The sequence below is a fragment of the Elusimicrobiota bacterium genome (assembly GCA_026388095.1).
In the GTDB taxonomy this organism is placed as follows: domain Bacteria; phylum Elusimicrobiota; class Elusimicrobia; order UBA1565; family UBA9628; genus UBA9628.
Genome location: JAPLKL010000073.1, coordinates 17,831 through 36,865, shown reverse-complemented (window position 1 = coordinate 36,865; position 19,035 = coordinate 17,831). Strand labels below are relative to the sequence as shown.

Annotated in this window: 14 protein-coding genes; 8 read left to right on the top strand and 6 right to left on the bottom strand. The window is 68.0% G+C overall.

Annotated elements, in window-relative coordinates; all coding sequences use genetic code 11:
* Genes NTY77_18275 through NTY77_18260 form a run of 4 tightly spaced genes read left to right on the top strand, consistent with a single transcriptional unit; the run spans position 1 to position 5,613 of the window.
* The gene (locus tag NTY77_18275) at positions 1 to 1,404 is read left to right on the top strand and encodes a hypothetical protein (protein MCX5797442.1); all 1,404 of its coding nucleotides are present in this window, start codon (positions 1 to 3) and stop codon (positions 1,402 to 1,404) included.
* A 24-nt stretch (positions 1,405 to 1,428) separates the two neighbouring features.
* Positions 1,429 to 2,907: an AAA family ATPase gene (locus NTY77_18270; GenBank protein ID MCX5797441.1), complete on the top strand. Its 1,479-nt coding sequence runs from the start codon at positions 1,429 to 1,431 to the stop codon at positions 2,905 to 2,907.
* 10 nt (positions 2,908 to 2,917) lie between these two features.
* Positions 2,918 to 3,934, top strand: a complete 1,017-nt coding sequence (locus NTY77_18265) for a formylglycine-generating enzyme family protein (protein MCX5797440.1) — start codon at positions 2,918 to 2,920, stop codon at positions 3,932 to 3,934.
* Positions 3,823 to 5,613, top strand: a complete 1,791-nt coding sequence (locus tag NTY77_18260) for a radical SAM protein (protein MCX5797439.1) — start codon at positions 3,823 to 3,825, stop codon at positions 5,611 to 5,613. Before NTY77_18265 ends, NTY77_18260 begins: the two co-directional genes overlap by 112 nt.
* Here NTY77_18260 and NTY77_18255 read toward each other — a convergent pair.
* Genes NTY77_18255 through asnB form a run of 6 tightly spaced genes read right to left on the bottom strand, consistent with a single transcriptional unit; the run spans position 5,610 to position 16,416 of the window.
* Complete coding sequence (locus NTY77_18255) at positions 5,610 to 8,225, bottom strand: tetratricopeptide repeat protein (protein MCX5797438.1); 2,616 nt, start codon at positions 8,223 to 8,225, stop codon at positions 5,610 to 5,612. The two genes, NTY77_18260 and NTY77_18255, sit on opposite strands and share 4 nt — an antisense overlap.
* Before the next feature lie 29 nt (positions 8,226 to 8,254).
* Positions 8,255 to 9,913, bottom strand: coding sequence for a glycosyltransferase family 39 protein (locus NTY77_18250; protein ID MCX5797437.1), 1,659 nt, complete (start codon positions 9,911 to 9,913; stop codon positions 8,255 to 8,257).
* Positions 9,910 to 11,322, bottom strand: coding sequence for a glycosyltransferase (locus NTY77_18245; GenBank protein ID MCX5797436.1), 1,413 nt, complete (start codon positions 11,320 to 11,322; stop codon positions 9,910 to 9,912). Before NTY77_18245 ends, NTY77_18250 begins: the two co-directional genes overlap by 4 nt.
* A 19-nt stretch (positions 11,323 to 11,341) precedes the next feature.
* Complete coding sequence (locus tag NTY77_18240) at positions 11,342 to 13,750, bottom strand: glycosyltransferase (protein MCX5797435.1); 2,409 nt, start codon at positions 13,748 to 13,750, stop codon at positions 11,342 to 11,344.
* 9 nt (positions 13,751 to 13,759) lie between these two features.
* A complete protein-coding gene (locus NTY77_18235; protein MCX5797434.1) occupies positions 13,760 to 14,512 on the bottom strand; it encodes a tetratricopeptide repeat protein in 753 nt (250 codons plus the stop codon).
* A gap of 2 nt (positions 14,513 to 14,514) precedes the next feature.
* Positions 14,515 to 16,416, bottom strand: a complete 1,902-nt coding sequence (asnB, locus tag NTY77_18230) for an asparagine synthase (glutamine-hydrolyzing) (GenBank protein MCX5797433.1) — start codon at positions 16,414 to 16,416, stop codon at positions 14,515 to 14,517.
* Positions 16,417 to 16,559: 143 nt separating this feature from the next.
* On the opposite strand from asnB, the gene NTY77_18225 reads away from it, so the two are divergent.
* The 4 genes from NTY77_18225 (at position 16,560) to NTY77_18210 (ending at position 19,012) form a co-directional block, all read left to right on the top strand.
* A complete protein-coding gene (locus NTY77_18225; GenBank protein MCX5797432.1) occupies positions 16,560 to 16,790 on the top strand; it encodes a hypothetical protein in 231 nt (76 codons plus the stop codon).
* A gap of 41 nt (positions 16,791 to 16,831) precedes the next feature.
* Positions 16,832 to 17,497, top strand: coding sequence for a hypothetical protein (locus NTY77_18220; GenBank protein ID MCX5797431.1), 666 nt, complete (start codon positions 16,832 to 16,834; stop codon positions 17,495 to 17,497).
* A 7-nt stretch (positions 17,498 to 17,504) separates the two neighbouring features.
* Entirely contained in the window at positions 17,505 to 18,242 is a 738-nt protein-coding gene (locus NTY77_18215; protein MCX5797430.1) for a tetratricopeptide repeat protein, read from the top strand.
* 107 nt (positions 18,243 to 18,349) lie between these two features.
* Positions 18,350 to 19,012 (top strand): hypothetical protein, encoded by a 663-nt coding sequence (locus NTY77_18210; GenBank protein ID MCX5797429.1) that lies wholly within the window; start codon positions 18,350 to 18,352, stop codon positions 19,010 to 19,012.
* Positions 19,013 to 19,035 lie beyond the last annotated feature (23 nt).

Here is a 19,035-nt window from a genome sequence, read left to right as displayed (position 1 = left end):
ATGCGGGACTTTCGGCTGTCTTGGCTCTTGGGCGCGGCTTGCCTCGTCCTGCCCTGCCGCCCGGCGCCGGCCCAGGATGACCAAGCCACGCTGCGGGAGGTCAGCCCGCCGGGGCGCATAGACGGGCAGGCGGCCGAGAAATACCGCCAAGCCCTGGCCGCGCAGTCCACGCAGCAGGCCCTCGTGGTGGTCTCGACCGCGCCGGCCCCCGCCCCGGCCCCGGCCCCGGCGCCGCAAAAAAGCCGGCTCGGATTCTACGCCGCGCTGGGCGCGGCCCTGCTCCTCGCGCTCGGGGCCCTGGCCGCGGACAAGACCATGAAGAAACGGAAGGCCGAGGCGGAGCGGCTCAAGGCCGAAGCCGAGCGGCTCAAGGCCGCGGCCCCGCCGCCGCCCAGCCCCGACGACGAGGCCGCGCTGCTGGCGGGAGCGGCGGACGAAGCCAAGCGCGACGCCTTGGCGGATTACGTCCTGCGGGCCAACAAGGCCTCCGATTTCCTCAGCCGCTGCCAAGGCCGGCCCGACGAGTTCCTGGCCGGCTATGCCCAAAGCTTCCTGAAGCTCGGCGCCTGGGAAGTCGCGGCCGCGCTGCTGCGCGGCAAGCAGGGCCTGTCTCCACGGGAAAAGGCGCTGGGCCAGGCCCTGCAGACCGTCATCGCCGGGCGCGGCGGGCGGCCTCCCGCCGAGGTCTACGTCGAGACTTTGCTCGTGGCCGCGGAACTCTCCCGGCTCGGCGGCCACGAGGACGCCCTGGCCCTGCTCAACTCGGCGGTCGCCCAGAGGGCGGCGGGCAGCGCGGGCGACTGCCGCTTGGTGGCCGGAGTCTACCGGGCCGCGGACAAGGTCCCCGAGTTCCTGGCTCAGGCCAAGGTCCGCAGGCAGGCGCAATTCCACACGGCCTACGCCGCGGCTTTCTACGCGCTCCAGGACCCTGAGACGGCGCTGGCGCTGATCGGCATGAAGCGGCCCACGGAAGCCTCCGACTACCCGCTCTTCGTGGCCTGTCACAAGGAGCTCGGGCGCATCGGAAAGCTCAATCTCGCCGCGGTCCCGGACGCGGACCGGATCGCCCTGGCCGAGGCCTTGATGCAGGCCGGGGAGGACGCGGCCGCGCTCAAGGCCCTGCTGGAGACCCGCTTGGAAGCCCCGAGCCGGATGGACTTGACGCTGGCCCTGCGCCTCTGCCATCGGCGCAAGGACATCCAGACCGCGGGCAGGCTCTTCCAGCACATCAAGCTGACGGTCGGCCTCGCCGAGGCGCCGGAGCTCTACGCGCTCTACGCCCTCGTCTGCGAGGAGGTGGGGCTCAGCCGGGAGGCTCGGGACGTCTACGACGAGATCCTCCGCCGCTTCCCCGACCATCAGGAGGCGACCGAGCGCCTGCGGAACATGTCCGAGACCAGGTGATATGACGACCACGGAGGCCATCCCATGAGGCTGTTCCTCGACCAGATCCGCGAGGCGCTGCGCGGCCGCCATCCGCTGCTCTATCTGCACACGCCGGAAGAGGACCGCGCCTGCGAGGCCCTGCGCTGCCTGCTGCCGGAATTCTTCCCGGGCGGGACGCTGGCGGCCTGGGACTGCGTGCGCGGCCTGGAGCCGGCGCCCGCGGACGTGGACACCCGCGACCCCGTGGCGGCGCTGCGTCACATCATCGCCCATCCCGTCGGCGGCTTCATCGTGATGAAGGACCTCTCGGCTTTCATGGACGACGCCCGGGTCGTGCGGGCCCTGCGCGACGCCTATCGCGCCTTCGTGGCCTCCGGCCGGACCTGCCTCGTCATCGTCTCCCCGGTGGCGGTCCTGCCCCCGACCTTGGAGAAGGAGCTCTGCCTCGTCGATGTCGAGATGCCGGCCCCGGATGAGCTGCTGCAGAGAGCCCAGCTGGTCCAGAAGCAGTACCCCCGCGCGCGGCTATCGGCGGAGCTGCAGCCGGAGGTCTCCATGGCGCTGCGCGGGCTGACCCTCAACGAAGTCGACCACGTCATGCACCGGGCCTTCAGCCGCGACGACGCCTCGGACAAGACCCTGCTCGCGGAGATCTTCGCCGAGAAGAAGGTGCTGGCCAAGAAGTCGGGCTTCCTGGAGTATATCGCGGTGCCTTTCGACATCGAGCGGGTCGGCGGCCTGGAGAACGTGAAGGATTGGGCCGCCAAGCGAAAATCCCTCTTCACCCAGGACGCGGTCAGGGCCGGCCTGCCGGTCCCCCGGGGCGTGCTCATGATGGGCGTCAGCGGCTGCGGCAAGAGCATGATGGCCAAGGCCATCGCGAGCCTCTGGAAGGTGCCGCTGTTCCGGCTGGACATGAACTTGGTCTTCTCCGGCCTCTACGGCACGCCGGAGGCCGCGTTCCACCGGGCCCTGAGCACCATCGAGGCCGTGGCGCCCGCGGTGCTCTGGATCGACGAGATGGAGGCGGCCCTGGGCGCGCCGAAGGACGTGGCCTCGGACCAATCCATGATGTTCTCGGCCTTCCTGACCTGGATGCAGGAGAAGCCCCCCCTGGTCTTCGTCGCGGCCACGGCCAATCACATCGAGAAGCTGCCCGCCGAGATCATCCGCAAAGGCCGCTTCGACCAGGTCTTCTTCTGCGACCTGCCCACCGAGGACGAGCGCCGCGAGATCGTCCGGATCCATCTGGGCTTGAACGGGGCCGACCCCAAGGAGATCAACATCGACCGCATCCTGGTCCATACCCAGGGCTGGAGCGGGGCCGAGATCGAACAGGCCATCATCGCGGCCCGGATAGACGCGGTCGAGGAGAAGCGGCGGCTGGGCACTGACGACATCACGCGCCACACCACGAGCATGGTCCCGCTCTCCAAGACCATGAGCGAGCAGATCAAGGCCATCCGCGACTGGGCCTTCGACCGGGCCACCCGCGCTTCGCGGTCCAGGCCCAACTATTGAGAACACCCCCATGCCCGCCCCAGCGCTAGCCCTGCTGCTCCTGGCCGGCCGCGCCGCGGCCGCCGCGCTCGGCGGCGTCGGCTTCACCCAGGACGAGCAAGGGCTGGTCCAGATCAGCTACCGGCTCGACGGCCAGAAGTCCGAGGCCTTGGAGGTCGGCTTCAAGGTCTCCGAGGACGGCGGGCAGACCTTCGCCATCATCCCCACGGCGGTGACGGGCGACGTGGGGCGGGTCACGGCCTCCGGGGAGAAGACCGCCGTCTGGGACGTGGCCAAGGACCACCCGGAGCTCTCCTGCGAGGATTGCCTCGTGGCCGTCGAGGCCCGCCCCGCGCCGGCGGGCGGCCCGGCTCCGCGGCGCGACATGGCCCTGATCCCGGCGGGGCCGTTCCGGATGGGCTCTCCCGACGAGGAGGGCAACCCCAACGAGCATCCCCGCCACCAGGTCTTCCTGGACGCCTACAGCATCGACAAATTCCCGGTGACCGTCGCGCAGTTCCGGGCTTTCGTCCAGGCCACGGGCCGCAGCCTGCCCATCCAGCCGGCCTGGAACCAGGACACCCACCCGGTGGTGTTCGTGGACTGGAACGAGGCCGAGGCCTATTGCGCCTGGGCGGGCAAGCGCCTGCCCACGGAGGCGGAATGGGAGAAGGCGGCGCGGGGCCAGTCCGAGGCCAGGTACTCCTTCGGCGACAACGAAGTCCGGCTGAGCAGCCACGCTTGGTTCTCCAACAACTCCGAGGGCCGGACGCATCCCGTGGGACAGAAGAAGCCCAACCCCTACGGCCTCCATGACATGCAGGGCAATGCCGCGCAATGGGTCGCGGACTGGTACGCCGAGGGCTATGTCGGGACTGAGCCCAAGAACCCCCGCGGTCCGCCCTCCGGGACCATGCGCGTGCTGCGCGGGGGCTCATGGTCGAGCTCCGCGGGGGCCTGCCGCGCCGCCAGCCGGGACTGGTTCTTCCCCGAGGGCAGGGCCGAGACGAACGGCTTTCGCTGCGCGGCCGCAGCGGACCGTCCATGACGGTCGGCCTGATCTATCCCCCGGCGGACCGGCGGCACGAGGAATGCTTCCCCATGCCGAGCATCTCCATCGCCGCCTTGGCGGATTTCCTCAGGAGCCGCGGGCATCAGGTCCGCCTCTACGATGGCGACATCCTGTTCCATAAGCGGCTGCGCGAGCTCCCCGGCGTCGATTTCCGGATCCTGGCCGACCAGGAGTCCGTGCTCCGCTTCCTGAGGGGCCGGTTGCGGGGGGCCGCGGCGGCTCGGCTCAGGCGCATCCAAGGGCTGTTCTGGGAATCCTTGGCCCTGGAGCCGTGCGGGCTCTACGGCATCAGTCTGGTGGACCTGATGAGCAACCGCTTCATGCTGCACTCGGCGGCGCTCATCGCCCAGTCCATCCGGCGCAGGCTCGGCCGCCCGGTGGTCCTGGGCTTCCAGGGCATATCGCGCAGCGCCTACCGGGAGATCCTGCAGCGCTACCCCGTCTTCGACTACGCCATCTGGTCCTTGGGCGAGGTCCCCCTGCTGCGGCTCGTCGAGCAGCTATCCGGTCAGGGCGCGGTCCTCCTCCAGACCTTGGCCCGGTCGCCGGAAGGCATCCGGGAGCACGTCGGGCAGCCCCCGTCCATCCGCTGCGGCGGGATGAGTTACCGAGGCTATCCTCTGGACCTCTATCGCGTCAGCGCCGCCGAACTGCTAGCGCGCTACTCCGCCCGCTCGGCTCTGGCCAAGCTGCAAAGCCTGCAGCGGGGCGCGCCGGACCAGCTCGTGGTCATGTACCGCTTCGACACCAGCTGCAAGGGCCGCTGCGCCTTCTGCGCCAACGACAACTCTGTCCCGGACAACCGCAACGCCAGCGCGGCCGTCGTGGCGGACCTGCGCCGCCTGCAGAGGCGCGGCGTCACCGGGGTCTATTTCACGAACGCCAATTTCAACAACGACTATCGCGAGGCCGAGCGCCTCTGCGAACTGATGGTCCGCGCCCGGCTGCGGCTGCAGTGGAGCGACTGCGTGAATTTCCGAGAGCTCGACGAGGCCCTGCTCGAGAAGATGCGCCGCTCGGGCGCCGTGCGCCTGACCTTCGGGATGGAGACCGCCAGCCCGCGCCTGCTGCGGTACATCAAGAAAGGGGTCAACCGGGAGCGCATCGAGCGCCTCCTGCGGCAGTCCCACGCCCTCGGCATCTGGAACCACATCGAGCTCATCGGCGGCCTGCCCACGGAGACTCCCGCCGACCTGGCCGAGACGACGGACTTCATCAGGGCCATGGCGGACGTGGTGGACCAGTTCACGGTGAGCCCTTTCACCCTCTACCGCCAGTCCCCGTTCTTCAGGGAGGCGGGCCGCTACGGGCTGGCGCTGCGCGGGGGCAACGCGCAGGAGCAGTGGCAGTTCTCCTGCGCCGACTGCAAGACCGGCGTGACGTCGGAGGCGTTCGATGAGAAGCCCGGGCTATCCTGGCCGCGCAAACAGGCCCAGGTCCGCGGCTCTTCGCTCGCCTTGGCGGCGGCCATACAGGAAGCGGCGCCGTTCGGGGCCATGAACCGGGACCACACGCACCTCCTGTTCCATCTCTATCGGCTGCTGGGGCATGGCCAGAAAGGGTTGACCCGCCGCGTTTTCCGGGCGGCCACCCGCCGGTTCAAGCCCTATCACATGGACCGCTTCCCCGACTCCGTGGACCTGCTGGCCGGCTAGCGCTTCGAAGGAACGATCTCGAAGCGCGGGGGCGCGTTCTCGGGCTGGTAGCCGGGCAGGGGCGGCGTCACGGCCTTGAGCCGGCCTTCGACGCGCATCTTCTGGCCCAGCACGGCCAAGTTGGTACTGGCCTGCGCGAAGCCCGGGTTGATGACCAAAGCGCGCCGGTAGGCCTTCTCCGCGTCCTTCCAGCGCTCCAGCATGAAATAGGCGTTGGCCAAGTTCGTATAGGCTTCGGCGGATTCGTGCTTGTGCGCCAGCGGCGCGTCGTCGATCTGCACGTACGGCTGATACGACAGGATGCTGTTGCGCAGGTAGGCCTTGTCCAGCAGGCTGCGGTCCACCGCGCACTTGGGCGCGTCGATGAGCATCTCGTAGGTCTCGACGGCTTTCTCGAAATTGGCCCGGGCCTCGTCCTTGCGGCCCTGCTGCTGGGCCCGCTGGGCCCAGATCATGTAGATCTGTCCGATGCGGAAATAGTTCGGCTCGAAGACCGGGTCGATGGCCTGGTACATGTAGAAGCGCGTGAGGGCCTTCCTGAGGTACCGGTCGGACTCCTCGACCCGGCCCTGGCTCATGGCCCACTCCGCCCGGCGCATATGCAGGTTGCCGACCTGATGATGCATCTGGACGTAGTTGGGAGCGAACTGGCGCACGTACTCGTAGGAATCCAGGGCCCGCTCGTAATCGTCGCGCGGCGCGTTGCCGGCATCACCCCAGCCCGGGTTGTAGACCTTGTTCATGTTGAAACGATCGTTGTAGACATTGCCCATGAAGTACATGGACATGACGAAGTTGGGGTTGAGCGTCCTGACCTTGAGGTAGTGGGCCAGCGCTTCATCCCAATGCCGATCCTTGGAGAAATAGATGGCGATGTTGTGGTTGACGTCGGCCTTGAAGTACCCCCAGAATTGGTATAGGGGGTAGAGCATCCCCGCGATCACGAGGGGCACGACCGGGTTCTGCGAGAGGTAGGTCAGGTACAGGAACAGGCCGATCAAGGACAGGACACAGCCGGCGAAGACCCCCCACGCCAGCCACCATTGCATGAGCTCTCCGCCCATGGGCAGGCGCCCCAGGGACCCTTGCAGGCTGGAGAACTCGGAGAGCAGCAGGAAGGCCGCGTAGAGCAGGCCGCCCCAGGCCGCCAGGCGCGCGGGCCAGATCAGGAACTCACAGAGCAGCTTCCAGGTGGAGGCGGGGGCCGGCGGATCGGACCCCTGCGCGGCCGCCGCGGGCGCCGCGGCGCCCCGCAGGTCGTGGAACTCGTAGAGGGCCTTGCCGCGGGCGAGATTGACGATCGTGCCCGACAGGAGTCCCAGGTACACCCCGCTGGAGACGAAGCGCAGGCTCACGTCGAAGCAGTTATGGCCGAGCATTCCCATGAAGGCGATCATGTAGCCGACCAAGTCGTAGGCGCGCGGCGGAGCCCGGCCGTCCTTGGTGGAGAAGAACGTGGAGAGCTGTCCCAGAGAGCGGAAGCCCACGACCAACGTGCTCAGGATCAGCCAGATGAAGATCCCGAAGCCCAGGATGCCGTTGTCGAAGAGCTCCTCGAGGTACTCGTCCTCGGAATGGTCGGTCTCCGTGTTGTGCTTGCCTTCGATGTGGAAGATGGCCGGCCGGCGGAAGGCGGGATAGATGGGCGGGAAGCTCCCCACGCCCGTGCCGATCCAGGGGTGGGTCATGATCATCTCCCAGGTGGACTCCCAAGTGAAGAGCCGGAAGTTGACGGAGACGACGCGCGCCCGCAGGTCCCTGGCCACGTAACCGAACAAGACCAGGATCCCGACCACCACGCAGGAGAGGACGGCCTTGCGGATCGGCGCCACCACGGCGGGGAAGTAGATGAAGGCTACGACGCCGAAGAGGAAGATGACCAAGGCGAAGCCCAGCCACGCGCCCTTGGTCCCGGTCATGAGCAGGTCCACCACCAGCATGGCCATCAGGGGGATGAGACTGAAGCGGCGGGTCTTGAGGTACTGGGTCAGCAGGATCGGGAAGACGATGACCAGGAAGTCCGCGAAGAAGTTGGGGTTGCCGTAGGTGGAGAAGATGCGGTCGCCGAAGGCGCCGCGCCAGATGAAGGGGTCGATGCCGTTGCCCGCTCCCTTAGGGAACCAGGTGATGTCGACCCATTGCAGGAAACCGTAGCCCACCGCGATCCAGGCGGTGAGGACGAGGATGTCGGTGAGCCGCTCCATGGCCCGGGCGTCGAACTCGTAGATGACGATGAGCGCCGCGGTCATGAAGAAGAAATGCCGCAGGAAGAAGTCCACGCTGGCCATGTGGTAGGGCGCGTGAGCGAATGAGAGTATGCCCACCGCCAGGTAGGCCAAGAACGGCGAGAGGCAGACCAGGTCGTCCTTGTTGAAGACCCCCCAGCCCGCTTCCAACAGGCGCGCGGCCCACATGGCCAAGAGCGCCGCCCCGCCCATCTGCATGACCGTGATCTTGACCTGGGCCGAGTCGTAGGTGCGCAGGTAGAACAAGGACGAGATGAGGCAATAGAGGATGGGCAGCCACCAGATGATGGCCTTGTGGGAGAACGCCTCCGCCGTCGCCGAGGCGGAAGTCCTGCGCTGGTCCTTGGCGGCCTTGCGTTCAGCCATGGGCGGTCATTCTAGCAATTTCCCCATCCTCATGGTCCCAGGCGATAGATGCGAAAAGACGGCCCGGCCAGCTCTCCTGGGACCGGATCGAACGAGGCCTCCAGCCGGGCCCGGGAGAAGAGCTCCGTGAAGAAGGCGGCCAGCTCGGGAGAGCGCTCGGGGACGGCCCCGAAGCTGGAGGTCACCACCCAGCCGGCCTTGACGGCGCGGGCGGCCGAGAGCCCTGGACGCAGGTCGACCATGGGCGCGTCGGCTTGCGAGAGCTCGACCTGCTTGGGGTGGAAGGTCCCCAGGTCCCGCGCCGAGCGCTGGATCCGGTAGATCCGGTAGCCGCCTCCGGGATGGGCGCGCGCCATGCCCCGGAACAGGCGGGCCCGCGGCGAGCCCGAGGCTTGGGCCCTCTGGGCGAGCTCCTCAAGCTCCTGGCGCGCCATCGCGAGATCGGGGGAGGCGTTGGGCTCGTCGAGGATCAGCGTCGCGCCCTCAGGGACATGCTGGAGGACCCAGGACCGCGCCAACTGGCGTGTGTCGGGCAGGCGCATGTCGCGGTCCTGCCGCGCGCATTGGATGATGCCGGGGCCCACGGCGAGCGCGGCCGCCAGCAGGCCGGTCCAGGCCGCGCGCCCGCGCGTGCACGCCGCCAGACCTTCCGACGCCAGGAAGGCCCAGCCCGGCAAGACGGCCAGGAGGTAGCGCGGCCAGCCCCCGTCCGGGTTGCCGCTGAGCACCAGGAGATACGCCAGGACTGGCAGCCCGAGCAGCGCGGCGCGCCGCGGCTGAGCGCGCAGCAGGACGGCCAGTCCCAGCAGCGCCGCCGCGCTCGCCGCGGACCAAGTCCCGGAGAAAGCCGCCAGGTTGGATACCACCTGCCGCGCCACGGCGGCGCGGCTCCACTCCCCCATGGCGGCGAGCGCGGCCGGGCTGCGCATGCTCGCCCAGAACCAGAAATTCCGCCAATCGATCAAAATGAACGGCGAGGCGGCGAAGAAGGCGGCGGCGGCGCAGGCCAGGCCCTCGCCGAGCCAGCGCGCGGGCAGGCGGCGCGCTCCCAGACCCCAGGCCAGCGGCAGCAGGAGCGCCGCGGGCACCGCGGTGAACTGCGAGGATGCGGCCAGACCCAACAGCGCGCCGCAGAGCCAGCAGTCGCGTCGCTCACCCGAAAGGAACAGCCTCAGGGCGAAGCGCCAGGCCGCGCAGGCGAAGAAGAACATCAGCATGTCGGGCTTGCAGGAATGGGCCGCCTCGTTGACCACCGGGGCGAAAGCCAGGAGCAAGGCCGCCCAAGGGGCGCGTCCCTCCCGGCGCTGCGGCTCCTCGGCGCGCCAAAGCCAGGCCAGGGCCGCCAGCGAGAAGAACGCCGAGAGCAGGCGTCCTATGAGATAGAAGCCCCCGGGATGCCAGCCGTAGAATCCGACGAAGTCCGCCACGCTGTGCCGCAGGCCCAGGACGGACCAGCAGAGGAAATAGACGCCGTAGGCGCCGGCCAGCAGGTAGGGCCAGAGGCTGGGATACTTGAACGCGTAGGGGCGCAGAGAGCCGCCTCCGAAGGACACGGCCAGGTTGACGAGATGGGGCTCGTCCGCGTTGAACAGGGCGGGCAGGCCCCAATGTATGCCGGCCAGACGCAGGAGCACGGCGACGGCCAAAGCCGCCCAAAGCCACCAAGCCGCCCTCAGCCCGCGGGTCACGCCTTCTTGCGGCCCACCGCTAAGATCACCAGCCCGAAGCGGATGTCCCAGCGCGCCAGCCAGCGCACCAGGAAGATGAGCTTGTCGAAGACCAAGAGCTGGAAATCCGAGATGAGCCGGCGGCGGAGCACCTTCCCATTGAGCCACCAGCCCGGCACCGCGATGGGGTTGTAGAAGCGCAGGGCCTCGATCTCGAAGCCCGCGGCGGTCAGTTTGCCGCGCAAGTCGGGGGCATCGTAACGACGGAGGTGGCCCAGCTCCCGGTCCATCGTGCCGAAGAGGGACTGGTGAGCCGGCAGCATCAGGAGCACCCGCCCCCCGGGCTTGAGCAGCCGCCGGATGGTGCCCAAAGCGAGCGCGTCATCCTGGATATGCTCCAGGACCTGGAAGCAGACCACGCTGTCGAAGCTCTCGGCGAGTTCCTCAGGGACCGCCTGCGGGCGGGCCAGGTCCAGGGCCACGACCTTCACGTAGGCCCAGTCCTGGTAAGTCCGCTCCAGCAGCTCGACGTAGCCGGGGTCCGCATCGCTCAAGACCAGGCGGTCGCGGTCCAAAAGCTTGCGCGAGATGTTGCCCACGCCCGCCCCGACCTCGATGACCTCGCGGCCCAAGTAAGGCTCGATCCGGTCGAACAGGAAGAGATTGTACTGCCCGGCCCGTGCCATGTTGCGCAAGGTCTGCTCGCCGGCGGAGCGCGGGCCCTGGTCGCTGGAGAGCCAGGCCCGGATCATGGCCAAAGTGCCTGTAAAAGCGTCCTGCAACCCGATCTTCTTGCCCTCCTCTTGGGTGCGCCCTTCATAGCCGATGGGGACCTCGTAGATGCGGCAGCCCAGCCGCGCGATCTTGATGGTCACCTCGGGCTCGAAGCCGAAGCCGCGCGAGAACAGGTCCAGGCGGCGCAGAATGTCCGCGGGGAGGACTTTGTAGCAGGTCCAGACGTCGGTCAGGTTAAGGTCGGAGAAAAGATTGCAGCAGATCGTGAGGACCTGGTTGGCGACGGAGTGCCAGAAAAGGAGCACCCGGCGGGCGGCGCCGCCGAGGAAGCGGCTCCCGTAGACCACATCGGCCCGTCCGTCGGAGAGCGGGGCCAGCAGCGTGGCGTAGTCCTTGGGGTTGTATTCCAGGTCCGCGTCCTGGATGATGACGATGTCGCCGGTGACCGCGGCCAGGCCGGCCTTGAGGGCCGCGCCCTTGCCCTCGTTCTTCGCCTTGTAGACGACGCGCAAAGGGACCTTGTGGGAAGCGTAGCGGGCCTCGAGCTCCTTGAGCCGGGCGACGCTGCCGTCCGTGGAGCCGTCGTCCACGGCCACCACCTCGTGCAGGAGCTCAGCCTGCTCATAGACCCGACGCATGATCTCGCGCAGGGTCCAGCGCTCGTTATAGACCGGCATGAGCACGGTGACTTTCATAAGCGCTGTCAATTATAGACTATTGCCGGCGACCGTAGATGAAGAAGCTGATGTTGGCAAAATTCGTATCATCGACGCCAACCCAAGCCAGTCGGTAACTCTCGAAGGCCTGGATCATTCTGTACTCGGTCAGGGGGGCAAGCTCCGGACGATTGCCCGCGTCCGTCACCAGGTATTCGGGACGCTGGCCGAGCTTGAGGAACTCCGGCCTTTCGAAGATGACCAGGCGGTAGCGGTCATAGCGGAAGGGAGGGGTATGAGCTGGCTGGGGATAGCGCGTCAGGCCGATCGAAGCGCCAGCCGGGATATGCGCGTCTATCCAGTCCGCTGCCTGGAGGCGGGTGGAATACGGGCCGGCGTCGAGATGGAAGTTCTGCAGGTAGACCCATGACCTGAGCCCGCTGTCCGCGAAGGCTGCGGCCAGGAGCAAGACCCTGATCCAGCCAGGGATCTTCGCGGCGCAGATGAGGTCAGCGGCCAGAAGACAGGCCAGCCCCCAGAACGGATAGAAGAAGCGCACCATCCCAGGACCTGCGAAGCCCCAGAACCGGGCGATGAACAGCCACAGCACGCCGAACCCGACCACGAACATCAGCGCCAGGATCCTGCGCCTAGGCTCTGGACGAACCAGCGCGATCAGAAGCGCCATGGCCGCCGCCGCATACAAGACTGACCCGAGTCCCCCCACCGCCCACGGCCCCAGCAACGAGGCCAGGTTGCCTCCGAAATCGCGCACATGGGCCGGATAGACCGTCGTCTCCCAGAGGAAATCCTTGGTCGCAAGGAGAATATAGGGGTTGGTGGCCGCATAGACTCCGCCGGCCGCCGACAAAGAGAGGAAGACGTCCCATAGCTCGCGCCGGCCGGCTCCCGGGGACCCGCGCCGCATGAACCGGACCAGCAACGGCAGGACCGACAGGAGCAGGAGCGAGGAATTGGCTCCCGCAGCCATGCCCAGGCAGAGGCCCCCCCATAGGGCGTCCGGCCGGCGCCCATCCTCGTAAACCCGGAACCAGTAGCGCATGGCTGCCAGCGCCCAAAAAGCGGCGTAAGGATGGGGCTTGACGATGTGCGTCTGGCTCGCGACCAATGGAGACAGGCAAAAGAGCGCCGCAGCGCAGAAACCGGTCCATGGACCGGAGAGTCGGCGCCCCAGGTCGAAAAGGACCCAAAGGCTGGCGACCTGGAAGAGCAGGACGAAAAGGCGCCCCAAAAGGAAAAGCCGCCCCATATCTTCCGGATGCAGCAGATAGTGCCCCAGGTCGGGTACAACCCGGGCCGCCCGAAGCAAAGCAGCCGCTTCCAGGAACGCTCCGAGGGGATAGACGAAGCTGCCGCCATATTGGAGGTAGAGGGGCTCCAGCTCCAGCCGCCACGGCCGCATCCGCGCCAGGACCGTGTAAGCCTTCTGTTCGTCGGGATTCTCGGAGCGCACGAGCAAAGACCGGTACGAGTTGACCAGCTTGTCGGGCGGCCAGGTCCAGCCCGGCGGGACCTCCTCCACGCCTTGCACGCGGGTGACCGGCTCCTCGCCTTTCACCTCCTGGTGTGTCCGCTCGATGCCTTGATAGAGGCTCTGCCAGCTTTCCTTGAGCTTGCGGGCGGTGTCTGGATCGGAGCGCATCGCCTCTGGGAAAGCCCGCCAGCGCTGCGGGCCCGGCAAGCCCCAGCCGATGCCCCAAAGGCCGACCGCCAGCCCCAAGGCCAAGGCCCCGGCCAGAGCGGCCGGCCCCGTCCAGCCGCCGCGCGCGCGCCGCAGCCGCGCCAGCATGCCCAGGTAGCGCCGCGCGAGCAGGGGCACATCCGCCTTGGACTCCCCGCTCAGACGCGGCTCGTAGAAGAAAGGCAGCTCGGCGACCCGCCCGCCCTTGGCCAGGATGAGCGCCAGAGCCTCCTGCTGCACGGAGAAATCCTCGGCCGCCAGCGGCAGTCCGGCCGCGGCCTCGCGCCGGTACAGGCGCAGTCCGCTCGAGCTGTCCCGGATGGGCCAGTCCAGGACGCGGCGCGTCACCGAGTTGAGCAGCCAGCTCAAAGCGAAGCGGTGCCAGGGCATGCGGCCCCCGCCGCCCGGCACGAAGCGCGAGGCGATGACCAAGTCGCAGCCCTCCCGGCGCGCCCAAAGCTCGCCGAAATAGCGGACCGGGTGCGAGCCGTCCGCGTCCATGGACAGGATCCACCCGCCGCGCGCCGCGTCCAGGCCTTCCCGGAGGGCCTGGCCGTAGCCCCGGCCCCTCTGGCGCAGCACGCGCGCCCCGGCCGCGCAGGCCGCGGCCACGGTATCGTCCCGGGAGCCGCCGTCCACCACCAGCACCTCGAAGGAGCCGGTGAGCCGGGAAGCCGCGGCGTTCACATCGGCGAGCACTTTGGCCAGGTGCGCGCCCTCGTCCAAGGTCGGCAGCAGGACCGTCAGTTCCAAAGGGTCGCTCATGGCTGGGCCCTAGGCCAACTCGGCGCCGGCCTCCAGGGCCTTGCGCCGGGCCAGGAACAACTTCTCCTCCTGATGCGCCGGGGCCAGCGCCACGAACCTGGCGTAGCAGCGGCCCGCCTCCGGTCCCCGCCCCAGGGCCTCCAAGACCTGGGCTCTGTTGAACCAAGGCGAAGGCGAATCGGGCGCCAGAGCCACGGCCTGGTCCAGGCAGGCGAGCGACTCCTCCAGCCGGCCCAGGCGCCGCAGGCAGGCACCCTTCTGGTCCAAAGCCGGGGCGTACCGGCCGCCGCGCCGCAGGGCGGCCTCGAAACTGGCCAGCGCCAGATCGTCACGGCCCATGCCGGCCTGACAGAGGCCCTGCTCGTAGCCGAAGACCGGGTTCTGGGGATCGAGGCTCTGCGCCTCGTCGAAGGACACCGCGGCCTCGTCCAAGCGCCCCATCTCCTTGAGACAGCGGCCGCGGCTCAAGGCCAGCTCCGCGTCGCCCATATCGAAGTTGGCGGCCTTGTCGAGCAGGGCCAAGGCCTTGGCGCCGTCGCCCGTGGCGGCGAGGCACCAGGCCAACCCTCCGATGGCCGCCGATTCCAAAGGCTCCATGCGCAGGGACTCCAGGAACATCTCCATGGCCTCGGCGTGGCTCCCCGCCTCGCAAAGCCATTGCGCGCGCGCGCGGAGGCTGCGGGCTTCGCTCCGCTCCCGCTCGCTGGCCGGAGACCTGCGCTCCATGGCGAAGGCCACCGACATCATCCGCTCGAAATCCACGCTTATTGCCCTTTTTCCAGGCAATCCTCGTGCCAGAGTTCCAGCATGAGCAGGGCCCAGAGGCGGTAGCCGTGGTCCCGCCGCCGGCTCTGGTGCTCTTCCCAGAGGCGGCGCAAGGCCGATTCCCTGAAATAGCCGCGCGCCAGGGCGCGGGAGCCGAGGACGTGGTCCTCCCAGAAGGACTTGAGCGGACCCCGGAACCAGGCGCCCAGCGGGATGCCGAAGCCCATCTTGCCGCGGTTGAAGATGAGCGGCGGCAGCTTGTCGCGGAAGGTCTCCTTGAGCAGCCACTTCTGCCCGCGCAGGCCCTTGAGCTTCCAATCCCCGGGCATCCGGAACACGGTCTCCACGAACTCGTGGTCCAGGAAGGGCGAGCGCCCCTCCAGGGAGTTGGCCATGGCCGCGATGTCCATCTTGGTCATGAGGCATTCGGGGAGGTAGGTCTGGAAGTCGACGTAGAGGAGCCGGTTGATGAAGTCCTCGTCCGGGCAAGCGGCGAAGGCGCGCGCGATGTAGTCCTGCGCCGAGCCCTTCCGTGCCCCGAGCCGGGCCTCGAATTCCGGGGTGTAGAACCCGTCCTTGTCCTCCTCGGCGAAATAGCAGATCATCTTGAGATGCCGCCGGGGCAGGTCCGTGAACAGGGCCGAGCGCAGGAAGCGCTTGAGCCGCCAGGTGAAGCCGTAGGGCGCGTGCCAGTCCGGCAGGAGCTCGGCCGCGGAGCGCAGGGCCGAGCGCGCCGGGCCGGGCATGAAGTCGAAAGGCCGCGCGAGCTTCATGGCGAAATAGCGGATGTAGCCCGCGAAGTTCTCGTCGCCGCCGTCGCCGTTGAGCGCCACGGTCACGAAGCGCCGGGTCTCGCGGGCCACGTAGTAGGAGGGCAGGGCCGAGGGGTCGGCGTAGGGCTCGCCGTAGTGCCAGGCGAGCTTGGGCAGGACGTCGGCCATCTCGGGCTTGACCACGAACTCGGTGTGCTCGCAGCCGTAGCGCTGGGCGACCTCCTTGGCGAAATGGAGCTCCGAGAACTCGGCCTCCTCGAAGCCGATGGAGAAGGTCTTGACCGGCTGGGAGGACATCTCGGCCATGAGCGCGACGATGATGGAGGAGTCGATGCCCCCGGAGAGGAAGGCCCCCAGCGGGACGTCGGAGATCAGGCGCAGGCGCACGGCCTCGCGGAGCTTGTCGGCGACCATGCGCTTGGCCTCGACCACGTCGGTGGTGATGGGCGGCCGGCCCACGGGCAGGTCCCAGTAGCGCTCCACCTTGACCTGGCCCTTGTGCAGCACCAGAAAATGCCCGGGCGGCAGTTTGCGGACCGCGCGGTAGATGGTGCCGGGCGACGGGATGTACTGGAGCGAGAGGAACTGGTCTATGGCTTCGGGCTCGATGTCGCGCGAGATGCCGGGCCAGACGAAGAGGGAGCGCAGCTCGGAGGCGAAGGCCAGGAAGCCTGGCTGCTCCGTGTAGACCAGGGGCTTCTTGCCGATGCGGTCGCGGGCGAGGAACAGGCGCTCGTCCAGCTTGTCCCATATGGCGAAGGCGAACATGCCGCGCAGGCGGCTGACGCAGGTCGTGCCCAGCCTCTGGTAGAGGGTGAGGATGACCTCGGTGTCGGTCTTGGTGCGGAAGGCGCAGCCTTGAGCCTCGAGCTCGGCGCGCAGCTCCAGGAAGTTGTAGATCTCGCCGTTGAAGACGATGGTGTAGCGGCCGTCCGCGCTGGAGATGGGCTGATGGCCGGTGTTGAGGTCGATGATGGCCAGGCGCCGCATGGCCAGGCCGGCCGGGCCGTCGACGTAGAAGCCCTCGTCGTCCGGGCCGCGGTGGATCAGGAGGTCGTTGGCCGCCTTGAGCCGCCCCCGGTCCGGGGCGGTGCCGTCCTTATAGACGATGCCGCAGATGCCGCACATGCTTCAGCAATGATATGAAGAATTGCAGGCCGCTCACCAGGGCCGGGCCGCGCGATGCATCGCGCGGGATGTCGTCCTTGATTCTTCAAGTCTTGGTGGACTATAATCCTCGATAGCAGTCCTGGCGGCCTTCGGGAGGAAAAATGAAAGCGAGCATCGTTAGAGCATTGGTGATGACCATGTCTTTGACCGTTTTGGCGTTCCTGGGCGTTTCCACCCGGAATGCCTATGCCCAGGGTTCGGGCGGCGGCGCCGGCTGCTGCGGCGGAGGCTCCGCTCCCGAGACTCAGCAGCCCCAGCAGACCCAGCAGACCCAGCTCAGCTGCGCCAAGGGCACGCACCAAGTCGGCGATCAGTGCGTGGCCAACCAGTAGGGCGCGTCAGGCGCGAATAAGTCGATTCCCGGCGCCCGGCCATGGAACGATGCAAATATTGCGGCAGCCTGGGCCTGTTCTTCGGGCTCGACAAGAGCGGCCTATGCGCCACCTGCCAGCATATGATCTCTTTGGAGATCGGCTTGCGCCAGAAAGCCATAAAGGACGCGTCCTATAGGGTGGACAGCACCCTGAATCCCCAGTCCAAGATCGCGAGCCTGGATATGCTCATGGACAACATCGAGGCTTTGCGCAAATACGAGGAGCGCGGCATACCCTGCGTGGAAGGTTCGCCTTCGGCCATGCTCAAGGACGCCCGGCACAAGCGGCAGGAGGTCGTGCTGGCCGCGGCGCACGCGGAATTGCAGGACATGATGGCAAAGGTCAAGCAGGCCGCGACCGTGGAGGCCAAACGGCAGCTGTATTCGACCTTCCTGCTGCGCATGGGGGAGTATAAGGAGAAGTTGGATGACCCCTCTCACCTGATCGACTTGGAGCTGCATGTCCGGCGCGCGGATCATCAGGCCCAGCTCGACGCGATCATGACCAGGGCGCGGGACCTCGAACTGGCGGGGGCGCGTTCCGAAGCGGTGCGGACCTACCACGAAGCCGCGGAATTCCTGAAGAAGTCTTGCGTGCAGGAGCCGGCCCGGACCCGCCTCATGGTCAAGATAAACGGCAAGATCAAATTGTTGGGCGGCATGTAGTCGCTCGATGGAGATCCTGTTCGAGCCGAAGGCCGGACCCTTTGAAAAGACCGCCGGCATCGCGGGCGGCTTGGTCGCGGCCCTGCTCGTCGGCCTGCTGGTCCTCTCCATCCGCGTCAAATATCAGGAGTCGCGATACTCCAGATCCGCGCTCGGCGCGCGGTACCGCGGCTTGGCCGACGCCTGGGCCAAGAAGGGCAAGGCCCTGCCGGCGGTCCATGCCTACGGCCGAGCGATCCTTATGACCCCCCGGCCGAACGCCGCTCTTTATTGGGCCCGCGGCGACGCCTGGATGCTGCTCAAGCGCTACGGACAGGCGGAGGCGGACTATGACCGAGCCATCGCGCTGGCGCCTCTGGCCCCCTACCCGCTGATGGCCAAAGCCATGTGCCTGGCCCTCGACGGCCGGTTCCAGCCGGCGATCGGCTCCGCCGACAGCGCGCTGCGCCTCGACCGGAACATGGAGCTCGCCTACTTCTGGAGGGGCTTCGCGGAAGACAAGCTCGGCAGGCTCCGGGAAGCGGAAGGCGACTTCACCAAGGCCCTCGTCTACAACAAGTCGGCGAGCAACTATCACCTGGCCCGCGCCGCGGCGCGCCTCAAGCTCGGCGACTTCCCCGGAGCCAAGGAGGATATCGACCGCGCCCTCCGGATCGACCCCCGGCTCGAGGACTCGCCCCTCATGAGATCCATCCGCCAGGTGTACGGGGATTTCCTGGGCACCGCGCCCCGCCGCGGGACATAGGCCCGGGCCCAAGGCCGTTTGGGCCGTTCGACCCCTGACAGGATCTCCGGCCCGTGTTAGAGTATTCGGCGATGCAGCCGCGTCAGGCTTGCCTCTGGACTGCTCTGGTGGTCCTCCTGCCCCTGCGCCCGGCCTCGGGCGCCGGCAGCTTCGCCGCCGCGGACCTGGAGCAGGCGCAGACCATCGTCGGCGAGATGCGGACCCTCTCCCAGGTCATCTCCAGCCGGCCGATGCCGCGCGACCGGGCGGAAGAGGTCCAGCTAGGGCGCTGCGGCCCCTGGGGCGCCCTCTGCGCGCAGGCTCTGGCCATGGCCCGGCAGAAGCGCGCCTTTGCCAACGACACCAGACCCATCGGCGCGGGCTTCAAGGCGTTGGGCCCGGCGGGCAAGACCGGCGTCATCGACGGCCCGGGCGTACAGGGCAACGGCACCTACCGCGTGGTCGCCAACGAGGACTACCGCCTGCAGATCGTGGTGGACACCGGCTATATCGCCGGGGAGATCACCTTGACCCGCGACCCGGCCACGGGCCGGGCCACCATGCGCTTCGCCGGCCGGCGCTGGAACGACGGCCAGGGAGCCTGGGGCCCCGCCGAGGATGCGACCAAGGAAGTGGCGATCGAGTACGACGCCAAGAGGGACCTCGGCTACTTGCGCTGGGTCGAAGACGGCGAATGGAAGTACGAGCGGTACTGGGGCGGCGCCCAGGACGCCGGCATGACCATCGAGTTCGGTGGCGGTTGGGACCACGACTTCCGCCAGGACAAGTAACCCATCGGTCCCGCCGCGCATGG